Here is a 13612-nt window from a genome sequence, read left to right on the forward strand (position 1 = left end):
AATGGAAACAGCTATCGTACGAAAGATAAGTTACACAGGGACTACAAGGGGGGTCAGAATTAGTTGCAAAAAGGGGTCAATATTACTTGACAATCTACACAAACCTTTATCACGCAGCCCGTCAAGACCTCCGGTTGGTTGTATCAGCTTTTTGTGTAAATCAATAATCTCTTCAACCGTCAAGAACATCATTTTGCAAGCTCCTTAAACGCCTCTATATTGTCGGCAAGGATTTTGTCTGCTGTTTCGTTTATTTTACGCTTTCTTGCTTCACGCATTGCTTGGATTTCATCGTATTCTTCAAAGTCAACCACAACATATCTCGGCTTGTTGTTTTTCATAATAACAGCAAGACCTTCTTCATCAACTAAACGCACAACCTTTGAGAAGTTTTGATTTGCGTCCGTCGTGGATACTATCAAATTTGTATTTATCATCATAGATATCATCTCGTTATTATTATGTACTGAATATAGGATAAAATCAACCTATACTTATGAATTCACAAAAATAGTATTTTACTATTTGAGGCAGATGGAATTTTTTACTATTGGTACTGGTATCACATGTATCCCTTCTGCCTGGCGCGTGTGTTTGGCTGCCTCTATCTCTTCAGGCGTAGCCACATCCTCAATTCTTATAACCTCGTCAACTGGAGGCAGGTTCAGGGCGCTTATAATAGATTCAATCATCCTTTCTGATGTACCCAGTATCAGTACGCTCCTGGGTTGTATCTCATTAATCTTAGCTCTTACCTCTTCTGCATGGGATTTATCCATAAAGATTGCCCGTCTTATAGCAGCAATCTTGCTCTTCTCTCTTTTGGCTGAAATTCCAGCAACTATCCTGTTATTTCTTATAAGAAGGCCATCATCTATTATACACTCTATTTTTTTCATGCCTGCTATCTGCTGTGCTCTATGGCTTTTACCTGTTCCGCTTTCTCCTACCAGCGCATATACCTTCATTATATTCTCCTCCAGAATCGCAATTATATTTGTGTGAGAACTTTTATGAAGGATGATGGTGAGCATCAAATGCATCCTTAAAGTGAGTCTATGATACTCTAAATGAGTGGCAAGTGCAGCCGGGGCATTTGGCGTAACAGAAGTCAGAGGTGAGAGGTCGGAGGTTGGAAAAGATAAACCATTTTAGACACCTCATAATAAGTGGAAATACCAGAGTATCAAATGGAGGTATACCCGGCGGAGTACAAACCACGAATTTATAGAGTATCAAGACGAACGACCAGGTGCATGGATGCCACTATCATCCGAAAATTGCCTTCTTACGCCCGAATCGACTTTCGTTTAGATCACAAATTGTTCCAGGTATCTCTTTGAAAGCTTTAAACTCTCCAGAATCCTCTCATTGTTTACCTCAAACGCCCTATCCTCAATTTCGACGCAAGCATATCCATTATATCCTATGTCAGTAAGTGCCGATACGAATGCTCCCCAGTCAACATCACCCAATCCGGGAATTTTGGGGCTCATATATTCCAGCGGATATGCCATGACCCCGACTTCTTTTAATTTATCATAATGAATTTTTATATCTTTGAAATGCACATGAAAGATTCTGTCCCTGAATTCATAAATCGGATTTATATAGTCCATCATCTGCCATATAAAATGGCTCGGATCCAGGTTTATACCAAAATTCTTACTCGGGATTATATTAAACATCTCTCTCCATATCTTTGGCGACATAAAAAGATTTTGTCCGCCGGGCCACTGGTCTTCCCCGAAAAGCATCGGACAATTCTCGATGGCTACCTTTACCCCTTTTAGCTCCGCATAGTTTATGATCGGCGGCCACACCTCTTTAAAAAGTTCAATGTTCTCTTCAACGCTCTTAAACTGATCTCTCCCAATAAAGGTTGTAACCAGGTTCACGCCTAACCTTGCACTGGCATCAATGACTTTATAAAGATGAGAAACATTGGCCTCTCTCATTTCAGTGTTGTTTCCGATGGTATTGGGGTAGAAGGCAAGAGATGAGATTTCTACGTTCTTTTTTTTACAGTATTCTTTTATATGATTAACTTGCTGATCTGTTAAATTATCCACATCTATGTGGGTTACTCCTGCATATCTTCTCTCCGATTTCCCTTTTGGCCAACATGCCACTTCAACACATTCATATCCCAATTCACTTACCGTGTCTATTAATTTTTCAAAGCTGTAATCAGCAAGAATAGCACTTACAAGTCCAAGCTTCATTTCAATCATCCTCCTTAATTCTGATCAACAATGACTGTTCTCCCTGTTTTTGATGATTCTACGCTTGCAAACACAACTCTCATGGCACTGAGTATAATCTTTCCCGATAGTTCTGTCTCCTTGTCGTTTATTATACTGTCGACAAAAAGGTCAATGACACCGGATTTGGTCTGATTGTCGTTAGTCTGAATACTCTCCAGTTCAAAATTAATCTTCTCACCGTTTTTGAGAAAAACCCTGATGGAATAATTCGGATCATCATAAATTCTCATTATTCCCTTGCTTCCGTATAGGATGGTGCTGTTGTCCTCCGGCCCATAAAAGGTCCAACTTGCCGTCATAGTACCAACAATTCCCTTTTTCGTTTTGTATATGCAAAAGGCATTATCATCCACATCAATAAGATCCCCACCGGAGTTCCTTTTGTTAAGCGTAACAAGTTTAGCGGTTGTTTCAATGATGGTATCATCAGTCAGAAACTGGATAAGGTCTGTCTTATGGACACCCAAATCTGCCATAGCACCAATGGCGGCAGCTTTTTTGTCAAAGAACCAAACGTCAGAGCCCGGGTTGATACTCCAGGTTTCAGGCCCGCTGTGCCCAAATGTTGTTCTGAATGTAATAATATCTCCTATAAGCCCATCTTTAATAAGTTCTTTGGCTTTCCTGTGCGCAGGTGTCAGTCTCTGGTTATGTCCGATAAGAAGTTTTTTCCCTGTTTCCTCTGCTGCTTTGACCATAGCTTCACAGTCCGATATTGTCGTTGCCATAGGTTTTTCACAGAGAACGTGTTTTCCCGCTTTCAGTGCGGCTATTGTTATTTCTGCATGCAAATTATTTGATACACAAATACTCACAGCATCTATATCCTTATTTTCCAAAAGTTCTTGATAAGAACCGTAGGCAATACCTCCATACTTTTTTACCATTTCTTCCGACCTGTTTAGGTTTCTGTCATAAAATCCTACTATTTTACAATTTTTATTGTCAATATATTCGGGTATATGCCTGACCTGTGCAATTTTCCCACACCCTATAATTCCGATATTAAGCATAAATTCCACACCTCCGAATCTTTAAGCTTTTTCCTTCCTTTGTAAAAGAACCGCACCGACAACTATAAATCCTTTAAATGCCTCCCGCAAAAACGGCGGTACCCCAAATAGATTCAAGAGATTGTTCATAACTGCAATGATCAGCATACCGAAAACCGTTCCTAAAATGTCTCCTTTTCCACCGCTCATGCTGGTTCCTCCGACCACGGCCGCAGCTATTGCGTCCATTTCGTTTCCGTTTCCGGCATTGGCAAAATCCATGGAGCCGATTCGTGATACCTGTACAATAGCCGCAATGGAAACCAGAAAACCAGAAAGAGTGTATACAAGAGTCTTAACCCTTTCTACATTAACACCGGAAAGTTTTGCTGCCTTTTCATTGGAACCAACCGCAATAACCTGTCTGCCAAATACAGTCCGTTTGGAGACATAATAAAGTATGTATGCAATTATTCCCCAATAGATTATAGGCATAAGCATGAGATTACCTATTTTGAAATTGGAAATTGTAAGAAACTCCCTTGGCACCGTAGGGTTATAACCTTGCATAAAGTGCTGTGTAAGACTTCTGAAAATCTTCATGGCACCCAATGTGGCAATAAAAGGAGGTATCTTGCCCTTTGTAATCAGTAGCCCTATCGCCGTACCAAGTATATTTCCCAGGAGAAGTACGAGAATTATTGCGATTACAAAAGCAGGCACACCGGTTATTCCCATGTTTATCAAAATCCCTTTCGGCCCGCTGTCGATGAGCATCATAATCACCGCACCTGTAGCCACTAAGGTTGAACCTACAGCCAGATCAATGCCTCCGGAAATTATAACAAAGGTCATTCCGAGAGACATTATCCCTATGCTGGCATTGTTCCTTAGTATATTGATCCAGTTATTCATCCAAGAGCTAAACCAACTGCCGATCGAGTCATAATCAAATCCTAAAACCAACGTCTGTAAAATAACCATAATCAAAAGCGCTATAGCTGTGCTAAATAACGGTTCGTTAGCCCACTTATTTCTGAATGACTCAAAAAAATTCTTCCTTTCCTTTGCATCAGCATTATTCATTTTCTATACCTCCTACTTGACCCAATTTCCCGCCGGTAGCAAGTCGCATTATATCATGTTCATTCATTGTCTGCCCACTTACTTCGCCCTGTATTCTTCCATGATACATTACAATAGCTCTGTCACATATTCTAATGATTTCCTGTGCCTCGCTGGACAATACAACCACTGCAATATTTTCGGCTGCGAGTTTTAGGATTATTTCATATATGTCTTCTTTGGCCCCCACATCGACACCCTGGGTGGGGTTATCCAGAATAAGCAGCTTTGGGTTAGCGGAAAGCCACTTTGCAAGGACGACCTTTTGCTGGTTTCCACCCGATAGGTTATTAATGCTGTCGGTATTTTTCACCATCTTAATTTTTAATGTTTTCACTTGATTTTCAAACAACTTTTCATGAAGAGGCCAGTTAATCACACCTTTTTTCGCATATTTGGGCCATGTTACAATAGAAGCGTTCTCAAGTATATTCATGTCTTTTATAATTCCGTTTTCTTTTCTGTTTCTCGGCAGATATCCTATACCTTCATTAAGTGCCTCTACTGTGCTGCGGATATTAATTTCTTTTCCGTTAAAGTAAATTTTACCGGATGATATCCTATCTGCTCCGAAAATAGATTGAAACAGCTCGCTTCGCCCGTCTCCGAGAAGTCCGGTGAACCCCAGAATTTCCCCGGCCCTAACAGAAAAACTTATATCCCTGAAGATATTGTCATGGGTAAGTTTTTCTACCCGTAAAACTTCATCTCCATGATTTTTATCTCTTAATACACATTTTGTCTCTATCTTATGTCCTACCATAAATCGTGCCAGGTCATCTGTAGTAACTTCATCGACATTACCCTCTGCTACTAAATAACCATCACGGAGAACCATATATCTCTCGCAAATTTTCTTTACCTCATTGAGTTTATGTGATATAAAAATAATACCGACGTTGTGTTCCTTCAATGTTTTCATCATATTAAAAACCCGTTCTATTTCCGGTTCAGTCAATGAGGTAGTAGGTTCATCCATTATAATAACTGATGCATTCATCATCATGGCCCGGCATATCTCAACTATCTGTTTATATGAGACATCAAGATCCCGGACCATTGTTCTGGGGTCCAGATCTATATTCATTCTCTCGAATACTTTTTCTGTTTCCTGAATCATTTTCTTTAAATCAAGTATGCCTCTTTTATTTTTAATTTCCCTGCCAATAAACATATTTTCATAGATCGGTAAGTCATTAATAAGGTTGAGTTCTTGATGAATGAATGCTATTCCGGCTTCCATTGATTCTGCCGGGGTATTGAACTCTACTTTCTTTCCATCCAAATAAATGGCGCCTGAATCCATTTTCAGAACCCCACCCAATATGTTCATTAGAGTCGATTTTCCTGCTCCGTTTTCACCAATAAGTGCACATATCTCTCCATTATTTAATGTGAATGAGACACCTTTCAGAACTTCGTTACTCCCAAATGATTTTCGAATATCTTTCATCTCAATTGACATAAAATCGCCTCTATTCCTTTCTTCTTATACAAAGGCTTTTTATTGAATCTTACTAATACTTACAACTGTATATTTAAGAGAGGTTACAGCGAAGCTATAACCTCTCTTAAACTTAGGATTTTGCTCTGCTTTCGGTAAAGATTAATACGGTGAATTCGCGTCAAGATAATCTTTGTAATTGGTTCTGTCTACTATAGTTGTCGGTATAACTATAACCTTCTCTACCTCTTCACCTTTCAGAAGTTTAACTGCCACATCTATGGCATCCTTTACCATTGCGGGACTATACAATGCTGACTCTAACCATATGTCTTCATTTTCAGGCATCATCTTGAAGTATTCCTGCATTCCACCACCACCGGTTATCACCTTAATATCGGTTCTTCCGGCTTCCCTGATGGCCTGCAGTACACCTATGGAAGTTTCATCATCCATTGAAAATACGGCATCAATATGCGGATTGCTTGTCAGAATATCTGCGAAGTCCTTTAACCCATCTTCACGAGTAAACTTTGTAGCATAGGTAAGCAATTTCAAGTCCGGCGCGATTTTGGCAACCGTATCAAGGAACCCTTTTTTCCTCAACTCAGAAACAGAACCGGATGAGGGAACTTCCAATATAACAACAGTTCCTTCTTTGCCTATTTTATCCACAATATATTTTGCCCCTTCAACACCCATGCCATAGTTGTCCCCAGAAACCCTGTAAACTCCGTCCACCGCAATTTCGATATCGAAGTTTACAACCTTGATACCGGCATCCAGTGCCTTCTGTATTGGCACCTCCATTCCTTCCCATTGCGGAAATGCAACTATTGCATCTGCTCCCCATGTTATTAGGTCATCCAATTGAGAAGTCATTTCTTCTGCATTGCTACTTGTCTGAATCTGGTACTCAATCTGGTCTGACAGCTCTTTTGCACGGGCCTCTGCATAATAAGCAACAGCAGCAACCCATCCGTGAGTAACCGCGGGTGCCAAAATACCAACCTTGTACTTTTTGTTCGCCGGCTGTTGTGTGGTACCGGCTTGATTAGTATCTGAAGCAGTACCTGACTGTTTGGTAGTTGTGCTCGTCCCACATCCCGCAAGAACTACCGATAACACTAAAACCAGTGTTAAGATTAAACCAACTGCTTTTTTCATAAAACAACCCCCTCAAATTATATTTGGTTTATTGTTATCTGCGAAACGTTTTCTCGCAGCTAACATCAAATTAAAAAGATACTGCTGCTGATGATTCCCTGATAATAAACTTATGGGGAAGCACTGTTGCTCCAATAGTCTTGTCACCGTTGTTCATACATTTATACAGAATTCTGAACGATTCTCTTCCCAATTCATAACAAGGTTGGGCAACTGTTGTAATATATGGATGAAACATCGTTGTGTCATCCACATCATCAAAGCCAATGACACTTAGTTCTTCCGGTACACGAATGCCCAACTCTTTGGCTGCTGTAATTGCACCGAGTGCAATAGTGTCTGATATACAAAATATGGCTGTAGGCCGACTTTTTTGTTTAAGAAGCTTAAAGGCTGCCTCCTTTCCGCTCTTGAAAGAGTAATTAGAGTCGGCAAATGCAATATAGTCTTCACATACCTTAATACCATGATGCTCAAGTGATTCCTTGTAAGCTTTGAGTCTGAGCGCAGTGGAAATATAATTGTTGGAACTGCTTATTGTGGCTATTCTTTTATGCCCTAAGCTTAAAATGTAATCCATTACATCCAGGGCAGCTTTATAATTATCAATAGAAACCCTCGGTACATCCAATCCCAATGGATACTCAGAACATAGAACAACTGGATAATTATCGGCGTATTCTTTTATCCAAATGGAGTCTATATTGCTTGCAAGAAGTATTGCGCCATCTGCTCTTCTTTTTTTAAGCATATCCATGCCTGTTTTTTCTCTGGCTTCATCGCCTCCGGTATTGTATATCAGTGCACTATACCCACATTCTTGTGCACTATCTCCAATGCCTGTGAGAATATTGGAATAATAAGGATTTGTAATGTTGGGTGTAACTATAAGGATAACTCTCGTCTCGTTTCGTCTCAAATTTCTTGCTGACATGTTGGGCTCAAAAGAAAGTTTCTCTATGGCTTTATATACTCTCTCGCGTGTTTCTGCTCTTACAGAATTATGATGATTCAGTACCCTTGACACTGTTGCCACGGAAACATTGGCTTCTCTTGCAACATCTGCTATTGTAGCCATATAAATCCTCCAAGGTGTGAGATTATCACATATATTATGAGAACCTTATGGTAATTCCGAATGTAATCCATTACATTTTTATGTAAAACTAACTTACGACATCATCATTTTTAGTATAGCTATAAATAATCCCTTTGTCAATATTCATTTGATATGACTTTCTTATATATTTTTAAACATTTGAAATGGATTGCCGGTTTTAGCTTCTATTCACTATTTTCTCCATAATATCTACACCGGTTATGATCTGGTCACGGCTGACCCTGTCTGATGGAATTCCCTTTTCAATACATGAGACAAAATGGGAAAGTTCTCGATAAAACATTCCTGTAGCCGGCAAATTAATACCTGTGGATACTGATACCTCTTCTTCCGGTTGATAATAAAACGGTTCTTCATCCGGCCGGTATAATACTACTTTTCCGCCGTCATTCTCAATTAATCCTTTTTCAAAGTAAACACGCCATCTTGCTCTGAATGGGTAATTGGCATTGAACCAGGCAGCTTCCGCAGTGACATTCATGTTTTCAAAAACATAATTGAACCTGTATTGCTCCTTATAATCAATCCCGGCTCTGCCGCAGTTCGTGAAGGTGAAGCTTTTTGGTTTTCCAAAAAGGCTTATAATCAAATCCAGGTCATGTACATGCAGGTCAAAAGGTAAAACACCACTTTTATCCTTGTCAAAAAGCCAGCCATCTTTTACCCACTGAGGACGACCTGTAATTCTCTCAAAATACCCATCTAACGGTTTACCGTATTTCCCGCTCTTTACAGCCTCATAGAGAATCTCTGATTCCTTCGCAAACCTGACAACCTGAGCTACAAAAAGAAACAGGTTTTTCTCGTCAGCCAGGTCAAACATTTCCTCGGCATCTTTCTTGTGAAGAGCTATGGGTTTTTCCACAATGACATGTTTTCCATGGTTCAAACTTTCAATAACATGTTCTTTGTGCAGATACGTCGGTGTGCATATATCTATAACATCTATATCCTCATTTTTTACCATGGATGCTATGTCATTATATGGAGTTAAGTTAAGTACTCTTGCTTTCTCTTTACTTTGCTCGGAGTGACACACGGCAGCAATTACCTTGCACCCGTCAATGTGTAGATAGTTATTATAATGAACGGTACCTATGCCGCCAATTCCGACAATTCCAATTTTAACCATTTTCACTCTTCTCCTTTTATGTCTTATTTCACAGTAATAGTGTTTATAGTTAAACATCAAGTCCAAGATATTTGAGGTATTCATAAGAATCCTTAACTGCCTGGTTCACTTCCTCAAGGTCCTTTGCGCCTTCTTTGGTAAATTCTATCTCTATACTTAATGGACAGTTATTATTGGCTTTTTCCAGTTTATCCACAACCATTTTGAAATCGATTTGTCCTTTTCCTATAGCCGGAAAATTCCATTCATTATATGCACCAGTTTTATCTTTCAGATGTATATATCCGATCCTGTCTATACATGACTCTAAATCTTCTTCCAGATTCACGTTACCATAAAATATAACATTGGCGGTATCATAATTAATTACGACTCTGGGAGAATCCACTAACTCGACTATAGTTTTCAACTGTTTTCCTGTTGCATGCTTTCCATGAGTTTCGAGACAAAGTACCATATTATATTCTTCAAGATACGGTAAAACTTCTTTGATATGTTCAGTTACCTCATAATCAGAAGCTTGTGCATTATCTTTAAGATGTGCTTCTCCTACAGAAGAAATTATGTAGCTGCTATTAAAAAAAGCTGCCAGCTTGATATTCAGTATAAAATCCTTTAAACGATTTCTGTCCATTAAATTACAGTGACCACTCATGGCAAACGGAACGAGACCGGCTGACTTGAGTTCATCCTTAACTTTACAAAGCTCCTGAAAGCTCATCGTAGGAAATACGTGCTCTGTCCAGCCTTTTGTAGCTGTCAATTCTATATACTTAAATCCGACCTCTGTAATCCCTTTGATGGCATCTTCTATAGAATATCCGTGATAGGTATTTGAGTTGACTGCAATGATTCTATTCATCTCATCCTTCCTTTCTTTATAATATATTCCATATGTGATTTTATCATAAAAACCACAATTTTAAAATAGAACATCATTGCAGCGTTTGTGTCAGTTTGTGTCAAGTATTTGTTGGTAACTTTCTATTTACATAATCATCCATTTTTACATATTCATGTTTATACAAATTTTGCCTACAAAAATTATACACTAACAATGGTATTTATGTGTTGCAGGTATGATAGATATTGGGTACTGCCGTATGCTATATCCCTGGTATCCTTTAGCTCTCATATCAGGCTAATATGCCCTTAAATACTGCAGTTGCAGCAGGTGTGATACCCTTTATACCCGGAGACCTTGCTAAGATTCTTCTTGCTACTTTTATAGGCCCTCAAATTCGAAAGTAACTGATTAAAGCTAATTTATTCTAAAATAAAAATAAATCTACCGTACCAACCACCCATAATCCTGTTTGCAATCCACAATATAATCAACATACACTGTTTGATCCTTAATTTGATATAGAACCAGATAATAATTTTCGACAAACATCTTATGATATTTATTTAGTGGGATAAATTCTGCAGTAAGAAATGGGAATCGTTCAGGCATTATAGAAAGAGAATGTTTTCGAGATAGCTGTCCAATTCATCTGGTGTAACTCCGGTACGGCCGGCCAGGCGATCTTCCTCAACAGCCAGCAGTTCTTCTCTAAGCTTCAGCATTTTCTCTCGGCGGGCAAAAGCCTCTATATCCATTACCACGAGATCACCCTCACTGTTCTTGGTGAGAAAAATAGGCTCTCCGGTAGACTTGCACAAGGCAGCAATTTCATTATAGTTTTGCCGGATACTTGCGGATGGTTTAATCAGCATTGTATCAACTCCTTGTAGTAACATTCTAACCATATTATACTTCTTTCATGCTATGATATCAATTAATAATTATGTTATCTTTCATATCTCTGCGGGTACTGCAAGCTCAATTTAATTTTAAATAGTCATTATAATGCTTCCTGTGCTTTGGTGGCCGTTAATTGTTTCAGCAACAATTATAATATCATCAAACTAAGTATCAAAATATTTATTAACCGGCCTGCGTAAATTACAATAGCGAAAGTAATAACTTGATAACTTAAAAATGAGCCACAGAAACCGTCCCCAATGGCTCTCTTTGACTCTCTTTTATGTTACTTTCCCTCTATCAATACTACACACTCTATATGTGAAGTGTGGGGAAACATGTCGACATTAATGATTCTTTTAATCGAGTAATCATTATTCCAGATTTTCAAATCTTCCATGAGTGAGAGAGGGTTACAGGATACATATACAATCACATCAGGGGCCAGGCCTATGATATCTCTTGCAGTCTTTGCGCCTATGCCTGGCCTGGGTGGATCTACAATAACAATGTCGGGTCGCATACCAATGCTACTTAAAGCCTCAGAGGTGTCACCAACAAAGAATTGGCAGTTGTCTATATTATTTAGTCTAGCATTTTCTCTTGCGGCCTGTACTGCCTCATCAACTAACTCAATCCCCAATACCTCTTTCGCATCCCTTGCAAGGGTTATTCCTATGGTGCCTGTGCCGCAGTACAGGTCTAAAATCTTCTTGCCTTTTATGTCACCCGCATATTCCCTGACCTTGCCATACAAAATTTCTGCTCCTTTTGTGTTGGTCTGGAAGAATGAGAATGGAGATATCTTGAACATGAAGTCGAAAATTTTTTCATATATATAGTCTCTGCCAAAAAGAGTTTCAATTTTTTCTGGTTTGATTGCATCGGATGGGCTATCATCTACTGTATGCAGTATGCCTGTCAGCGTACCTCTAAGTCTCAATCTTTTTATTTCCTCAACGTATCCGGTAAGATCAAATTCCACTTGTGACGTGGTTACAAGATTTATAAGTATTTCTCCCGTGTTCTTTCCTTTCCTCACTATAAGAAAGCGTTGATATCCATTGTGGGTTTTTCTATTGTAATGTGGCAGTCTGCTTTTCCTGAAGTATTCCTGGGTGCTTTTAACTATCGCATTAAAGTCATCGTCTACAATCTTACAACATTCTGTGCTCAATATATCCATAAACCTTCCTTTTCTGTGCAAACCCAGGGTAAGCTCTCCTCCTTTTTTATAGTCCCCGAAGGAGAACTCCATCTTATTCTTGTAGCCGTAAGCCTCAGGGCTGGGCTTTATCCCCTCATATACGTCCACAGAAAAACCATTCTTCATTAAAAGATTTTTCATATATTCTTCTTTGACCTTTAATTGTTCGATATAAGGTATATCCTGATATGCACAGCCTCCGCACTCAACAAAATGTGGGCATAGCGGCTGTATTTTTTCTATGTTATCAAACCTCAATACTGTTCTACTCAATGCTTTCCCTCCAGTTGCTTTACATCTTTTATGGCCAGGCCCTTTGCTGTGACATCCACATTTGCCACATTGAGAGCCGTCATATTTTCTACCATTTTTCTCACAGCAGCCTGCACCCTTGTAAGGACTGCCACTATATTTGCTCCATAGTTTACAATAATCTCCAAACTCAATTTAAGACCGTCAGGGGTATTGTTTACAAGCACCTTTGATACCCTGGCCACCCCGTCAACGCTTTCCGCCTCATGGGCAACAATCGAAATGATTGCACTCTCTGATATGGTATATTTTCCCATGTAACTGTAGGTAGGTCTCACCACGGCTTTTTCCACAAACCTGTTCCTATTTTTGCTGTCTGTAAAAAACATCTTTACTGCATCTATGAAATAGCCAGAGAACTGTTTTTTTACCTCAAACGTTGGTACTGGTATCACATGTATCCCTTCTGCCTGGCGCGTGTGTTTGGCTGCCTCTATCTCTTCAGGCGTAGCCACATCCTCAATTCTTATAACCTCGTCAACTGGAGGCAGGTTCAGGGCGCTTATAATAGATTCAATCATCCTTTCTGATGTACCCAGTATCAGTACGCTCCTGGGTTGTATCTCATTAATCTTAGCTCTTACCTCTTCTGCATGGGATTTATCCATAAAGATTGCCCGTCTTATAGCAGCAATCTTGCTCTTCTCTCTTTTGGCTGAAATTCCAGCAACTATCCTGTTATTTCTTATAAGAAGGCCATCATCTATTATACACTCTATTTTTTTCATGCCTGCTATCTGCTGTGCTCTATGGCTTTTACCTGTTCCGCTTTCTCCTACCAGCGCATATACCTTCATTATATTCTCCTCCAGAATCGCAATTATATTTGTGTGAGAACTTTTATGAAGGATGATGGTGAGCATCAAATGCATCATTAAAGTAAGTCTATGATACTCTAAAAGAGATGCCACTATCATCCGAAAGTGGTCTTTCTATCCCAGAGTCTTAATTATATTTATTTTATCAGATAAACTCCAATAAAAAAAGCCCTGGAAATCATTCGATCGCGTCAAGTATTTTTAGGTTATTAAAGACCTCACCATAATGAATTATCATAGGAAAACGTTATGTATGTTTAATCCAACATTAACAAAATTTA

The 13612-nt window shown here is 39.2% G+C and carries 13 protein-coding genes and 1 pseudogene; 1 reads left to right on the top strand and 13 read right to left on the bottom strand.

From position 1 onward, the window contains the following. Positions 1-188: 188 nt before the first annotated feature. From FWJ32_RS12545 to FWJ32_RS12590, 10 genes are all read right to left on the bottom strand, one after another. Positions 189-440 carry a type II toxin-antitoxin system prevent-host-death family antitoxin gene (locus FWJ32_RS12545; RefSeq protein ID WP_149546310.1) on the bottom strand — a complete coding sequence of 84 codons (252 nt, stop codon included), beginning with the start codon at positions 438-440 and terminating at the stop codon, positions 189-191. An 81-nt stretch (positions 441-521) separates the two neighbouring features. Next, on the bottom strand, positions 522-968 hold the full coding sequence (locus FWJ32_RS12550; protein WP_149546311.1) for a P-loop NTPase family protein: 447 nt from the start codon (positions 966-968) through the stop codon (positions 522-524). A 342-nt stretch (positions 969-1310) separates the two neighbouring features. Continuing rightward, positions 1311-2225, bottom strand: coding sequence for a sugar phosphate isomerase/epimerase family protein (locus tag FWJ32_RS12555; RefSeq protein ID WP_149546312.1), 915 nt, complete (start codon positions 2223-2225; stop codon positions 1311-1313). A 14-nt stretch (positions 2226-2239) separates the two neighbouring features. Beyond that, a complete protein-coding gene (locus FWJ32_RS12560; RefSeq protein WP_149546313.1) occupies positions 2240-3280 on the bottom strand; it encodes a Gfo/Idh/MocA family protein in 1041 nt (346 codons plus the stop codon). Positions 3281-3301: 21 nt separating this feature from the next. Beyond that, positions 3302-4345 (bottom strand): ABC transporter permease, encoded by a 1044-nt coding sequence (locus tag FWJ32_RS12565; protein WP_149546314.1) that lies wholly within the window; start codon positions 4343-4345, stop codon positions 3302-3304. Then, a complete protein-coding gene (locus FWJ32_RS12570) occupies positions 4338-5849 on the bottom strand; it encodes a sugar ABC transporter ATP-binding protein (RefSeq protein WP_149546315.1) in 1512 nt (503 codons plus the stop codon). Before FWJ32_RS12570 ends, FWJ32_RS12565 begins: the two co-directional genes overlap by 8 nt. A gap of 141 nt (positions 5850-5990) precedes the next feature. Then, the gene (locus FWJ32_RS12575) at positions 5991-6995 is read right to left on the bottom strand and encodes an ABC transporter substrate-binding protein (RefSeq protein ID WP_149546316.1); all 1005 of its coding nucleotides are present in this window, start codon (positions 6993-6995) and stop codon (positions 5991-5993) included. Positions 6996-7065: 70 nt separating this feature from the next. After that, positions 7066-8073, bottom strand: a complete 1008-nt coding sequence (locus FWJ32_RS12580; protein WP_149546317.1) for a LacI family DNA-binding transcriptional regulator — start codon at positions 8071-8073, stop codon at positions 7066-7068. Between the two features lie 199 nt (positions 8074-8272). Beyond that, a complete protein-coding gene (locus tag FWJ32_RS12585; protein WP_149546318.1) occupies positions 8273-9247 on the bottom strand; it encodes a Gfo/Idh/MocA family protein in 975 nt (324 codons plus the stop codon). 49 nt (positions 9248-9296) lie between these two features. Beyond that, on the bottom strand, positions 9297-10109 hold the full coding sequence (locus FWJ32_RS12590; protein ID WP_149546319.1) for a sugar phosphate isomerase/epimerase family protein: 813 nt from the start codon (positions 10107-10109) through the stop codon (positions 9297-9299). A gap of 281 nt (positions 10110-10390) precedes the next feature. Between FWJ32_RS12590 and FWJ32_RS13955 the strand changes: the two are divergent. Further along, a pseudogene (locus tag FWJ32_RS13955) lies at positions 10391-10498 on the top strand (biotin transporter BioY); the annotation flags it as partial. A 204-nt stretch (positions 10499-10702) separates the two neighbouring features. On the opposite strand, the gene FWJ32_RS12605 reads toward FWJ32_RS13955, so the two are convergent. From FWJ32_RS12605 to FWJ32_RS12615, 3 genes are all read right to left on the bottom strand, one after another. After that, complete coding sequence (locus tag FWJ32_RS12605) at positions 10703-10966, bottom strand: type II toxin-antitoxin system Phd/YefM family antitoxin (protein ID WP_149546320.1); 264 nt, start codon at positions 10964-10966, stop codon at positions 10703-10705. Positions 10967-11280: 314 nt separating this feature from the next. Continuing rightward, complete coding sequence (rlmD, locus tag FWJ32_RS12610; RefSeq protein ID WP_149546321.1) at positions 11281-12474, bottom strand: 23S rRNA (uracil(1939)-C(5))-methyltransferase RlmD; 1194 nt, start codon at positions 12472-12474, stop codon at positions 11281-11283. Then, positions 12471-13310, bottom strand: coding sequence for an Asp23/Gls24 family envelope stress response protein (locus FWJ32_RS12615; protein ID WP_149546322.1), 840 nt, complete (start codon positions 13308-13310; stop codon positions 12471-12473). The genes rlmD and FWJ32_RS12615 overlap by 4 nt, the downstream gene beginning before the upstream one ends. Positions 13311-13612: the final 302 nt, after the last annotated feature.

It is taken from the genome of Calorimonas adulescens (genome assembly GCF_008274215.1).
Classification (GTDB): domain Bacteria; phylum Bacillota; class Thermoanaerobacteria; order Thermoanaerobacterales; family UBA4877; genus Calorimonas; species Calorimonas adulescens.

Bases quoted from the DNA above. Each gene is read 5' to 3' on its own strand.
- FWJ32_RS12545 (WP_149546310.1), bottom strand. From the start codon at position 440: ATGATGATAAATACAAATTTGATAGTATCCACGACGGACGCAAATCAA.
- FWJ32_RS12550 (WP_149546311.1), bottom strand. From the start codon at position 968: ATGAAGGTATATGCGCTGGTAGGAGAAAGCGGAACAGGTAAAAGCCAT.
- FWJ32_RS12555 (WP_149546312.1), bottom strand. From the start codon at position 2,225: ATGAAGCTTGGACTTGTAAGTGCTATTCTTGCTGATTACAGCTTTGAA.
- FWJ32_RS12560 (WP_149546313.1), bottom strand. From the start codon at position 3,280: ATGCTTAATATCGGAATTATAGGGTGTGGGAAAATTGCACAGGTCAGG.
- FWJ32_RS12565 (WP_149546314.1), bottom strand. From the start codon at position 4,345: ATGAATAATGCTGATGCAAAGGAAAGGAAGAATTTTTTTGAGTCATTC.
- FWJ32_RS12570 (WP_149546315.1), bottom strand. From the start codon at position 5,849: ATGTCAATTGAGATGAAAGATATTCGAAAATCATTTGGGAGTAACGAA.
- FWJ32_RS12575 (WP_149546316.1), bottom strand. From the start codon at position 6,995: ATGAAAAAAGCAGTTGGTTTAATCTTAACACTGGTTTTAGTGTTATCG.
- FWJ32_RS12580 (WP_149546317.1), bottom strand. From the start codon at position 8,073: ATGGCTACAATAGCAGATGTTGCAAGAGAAGCCAATGTTTCCGTGGCA.
- FWJ32_RS12585 (WP_149546318.1), bottom strand. From the start codon at position 9,247: ATGGTTAAAATTGGAATTGTCGGAATTGGCGGCATAGGTACCGTTCAT.
- FWJ32_RS12590 (WP_149546319.1), bottom strand. From the start codon at position 10,109: ATGAATAGAATCATTGCAGTCAACTCAAATACCTATCACGGATATTCT.
- FWJ32_RS12605 (WP_149546320.1), bottom strand. From the start codon at position 10,966: ATGCTGATTAAACCATCCGCAAGTATCCGGCAAAACTATAATGAAATT.
- FWJ32_RS12615 (WP_149546322.1), bottom strand. From the start codon at position 13,310: ATGAAGGTATATGCGCTGGTAGGAGAAAGCGGAACAGGTAAAAGCCAT.